3 protein-coding genes are annotated in these 2,202 nt (G+C 66.2%); all 3 read right to left on the bottom strand.

All coding sequences use genetic code 11. From position 1 onward, the window contains the following. Positions 1-302: 302 nt before the first annotated feature. Positions 303-911, bottom strand: coding sequence for a MerR family transcriptional regulator (locus ELR45_RS21630; RefSeq protein WP_129668204.1), 609 nt, complete (start codon positions 909-911; stop codon positions 303-305). A 138-nt stretch (positions 912-1,049) separates the two neighbouring features. Continuing rightward, positions 1,050-1,556 carry a bifunctional nuclease family protein gene (locus ELR45_RS21625; protein WP_129668203.1) on the bottom strand — a complete coding sequence of 169 codons (507 nt, stop codon included), beginning with the start codon at positions 1,554-1,556 and terminating at the stop codon, positions 1,050-1,052. A 101-nt stretch (positions 1,557-1,657) separates the two neighbouring features. Next, positions 1,658-2,202 (bottom strand): transcriptional regulator FtsR (ftsR, locus tag ELR45_RS21620; RefSeq protein ID WP_165367992.1); only part of this gene is annotated, 545 nt, incomplete at its 5' end.

Raw genomic sequence — 2,202 nt, 5'->3', positions numbered from 1 at the left:
CGCTGGTTGCGCCGTCTGCCGCCGATCGAAGATCGGTCGAAGAAGCTCTCCGACCCATTCGAGCGTTCAACCTGGTCTCGGGGCGGCAGCGCCAGCAGCCGCCGGCACCGGGGCCTCGTCACGCTATGACCAAACAAAAGGGGCGCCGCAGTCGAGACCAGACTGAGGACGCAGAGAGGGCCGGGGAAGCTCTTTTGCCGATCTTCGGTCAGCGGCAGGCTGACGCTACCGGCCCGAAAGACTGTCCGCCGACCGCGTGAGAGGCAAAAGAATTCTCCGGCCTCCCAAGGCGACCAACAGGCTTAGGCGGGTTTGGCGGCGCGCGCCTTACGGCGGGCCGCGAGCTGGTCTCCGGGGTGTTCCACGCCTTCCTCGTCCGGCCGCTCGGCCGGCAGCTCGACGAGGGTCGCCTCAACCTCGCGCCACACCCGGCCGACGGCGATCCCGAACACGCCTTGACCACCTTGCACCAAGTCGACCACTTCATCGGCCGACGTGCACTCGTAGACGCTCGCACCGTCACTCATCAGCGTGATCCCGGCCAAGTCCTGGACTCCGCGTTCCCGCAGATGCTTGACGGCCTGGCGGATCTGCTGAAGTGACACGCCAGTGTCCAACAGACGCTTGACGATCTTGAGAACCAAGATGTCCCGGAAGGAGTACAGCCGCTGGCTGCCCGAGCCCGTCGCGGAGCGGACCGTGGGCTCGACCAGGCCGGTACGCGCCCAGTAGTCCAGCTGCCGGTACGTGATGCCGGCGGCGTTGCAGGCAGTCGGGCCGCGATAACCCATGTCCTCGGGAACAGCATTGACCACCGGCTCGAACAGCTGCCCCTGGGCAGCACCGGTCGGCACTACGGAATCAACGACACGACCTGCCCGGCCCGTGCCGGAAGTGCTGTCTGCGCTCACGCCGTCCCCTTCGTTATTGGTGTGACAGGAGTGACGTTAGGCGCCCCTGCGATCACGGTCAACGCAACACGCGGGTAAGTCTCAAGCTCAACTTCAGCCTCGGGGTCTGCGTCAGGGTTCCGGAACAGGCCCCAAGTCTCAGCGCTCCGGCGGCTGGCCATGGAAATCCTCTGGTGACACCTGGTCCAGGAACTCCCGGAACCTGGCCACTTCGTCTTCGGAGACCTCACCTGAGTCTGCCTCCTCCAGGCCCTCCGCCATGAGGATGCCCGCTTCGTCGAGGAGCGGCTCCGTGGCATAGATGGGCGTTCCGGTCCGCAATGCGAGGGCTATGGAGTCCGAAGGCCGCGAGCTGACCTCTACGCCGCCGGAGAACACAAGCTCCGCGTAGTAGGTGCCGTCCCGGACCTCGGTGATGCGGACCTGTTCCAGAGACGTTCCCATCGCCTCCAGGACGTTCTTGAACAGGTCATGAGTCAGCGGCCGGGGCGGCACCACACCCTGCTGAGCGAAGGCAATAGCGGTCGCCTCTACCGCACCGATCCAGATCGGCAGGTAACGACTGCCGCCTACCTCGCGCAGCAGCACAATCGGATTGTTGGACGGCATCTCTACCCGGACGCCGACAACGTCGAGTTCGCGCACAAGTCCAGACTACCCCGGCAGGGCCAATGATCCAGTGGCGGTGAAACGAGAATCTGTCACGATCGACACGACCGGCTCACGCCACACCGCGCCGCAGGGGGTCAGCGGGTACGCAGGCGCCGCACACCGGCGTCCACGAACGCCGCATGCAGGCGCGTCGTCAGACGCGCGATCTCGGCCGCGGTCTCCTCTGCCCGTCCGGCCGCATCGACGCTGCGCTGCCGCAGCATCGGCGTCAGCACCTGCTCGACGAGGTCAACCTCACGTTCCGCAGCGCTGCGGATCGAGCGCAGATGCCGCGGTTCCAGGCCGTACTTCGCCAGTTCACCGGCCGTACGTGCGACGAACAGGGCGTGCGCGTCGTACACGCCGCCCTTGCCCACCTGCACCAGAGAGTACGACTCCAGCTCGGCGAGCAGTTCGGTGGTGATCCCGGCCGCCTCGATCAAGGAGGTCTCGGTCAGGGCGACCTCATCCTCACCGGCGCTCTTCGCCGACGCCGACGTGTACGGCGTCACTGTGAGCTCCCCGTCCGCCACGAGCTCGATCCCGCGGTCCAGCTGCTCCAGCTGTTCCTTGATCACCCGCAGCGGCAGGTAGTGGTCGCGCTGCACAGTCAGGACATACCGGAGCCGTGCCACATCGT

This window comes from Phytoactinopolyspora endophytica (assembly GCF_004138495.1).
Lineage (GTDB): Bacteria > Actinomycetota > Actinomycetes > Jiangellales > Jiangellaceae > Phytoactinopolyspora > Phytoactinopolyspora endophytica.
The sequence above is the reverse complement of the archived record's forward strand: the minus strand, read 5'-3'. Positions and strand labels throughout refer to the sequence as shown.